The following is a 797-nucleotide window of genomic DNA, read 5'->3' as shown; positions in this document are numbered from 1 at the left end:
GACCCTTATCGATTTTGAGGCCAAGCGTCGTATAGGGCAGCAGCAAGACGGTAAAACCGTGCAACAACAATTTATCCGGCTCAAAGAAGCCATTCTGCAAACCACAAAGGCGGTAGAGCAAAAATGAAAAAAGAAGGGTTAATCGTTTCATTGTTTTTTGATTTGAATCAATTGACATTTGGCCTAGTCAACGTTGATAAAATTAAGTAAATAATACTTTTATATCGGCTATTTTTGATAAAAACGATATAAGGTAATTTTTTAACTATTGATGATGAAAAAGGTAATTTTGGATTTAGCTGTAACTTTGGATGGATTTATTGAAGGGCCGAATGGGGAAATAGACTGGTGTATCATGGACGATGATATGGATTTTGAAGGCTTCCTTTTGGGCATAGATACCATCTTTTATGGAAGGGTGAGCTACGAGGCCTGGGGTAATTTTAATCCGGAGGCCGATGCCAGCAAGGCTGAACAAAAACTGTGGCAAGATGTGCATTCAAAGCAAAAGTTTGTCTTCTCAAAAAAGGCCTCTAACGATGGAAAAGCTACCATTGTCCATACAGATATTGCTGGTAAAGTGGCCGAAATCAAGGCCCAGGGCGGAAAAGATATTTGGCTGTATGGCGGTGCGCAATTAATCAAAACATTCATAGATTTAAAGCTGGTAGATGTTTATCGGATCGCTGTGCATCCCATAGCTTTGGGTGATGGCAAACCTTTGTTCCTGTCTCTTATACACATCTAAAAAGGGGGGGGGGGGGGGGGGGGGGGGGGGGGGGGGGGGGGGGGGGGGG

1 protein-coding gene is annotated in these 797 nt (G+C 43.0%); it reads left to right on the top strand.

All coding sequences use genetic code 11. From position 1 onward, the window contains the following. Nucleotides 1–274: 274 nt before the first annotated feature. The gene (locus JHD69_RS19915) at nucleotides 275–748 is read left to right on the top strand and encodes a dihydrofolate reductase family protein (RefSeq protein ID WP_233166103.1); all 474 of its coding nucleotides are present in this window, start codon (nucleotides 275–277) and stop codon (nucleotides 746–748) included. The last annotated feature ends 49 nt before the right edge of the window (nucleotides 749–797 follow it).

This window comes from Pedobacter sp. ASV12 (genome assembly GCF_016429155.1).
Classification (GTDB): domain Bacteria; phylum Bacteroidota; class Bacteroidia; order Sphingobacteriales; family Sphingobacteriaceae; genus Pedobacter.
Note: the sequence above shows the minus strand (reverse complement) of the source record. Positions and strands in the feature narration are given on the sequence as shown.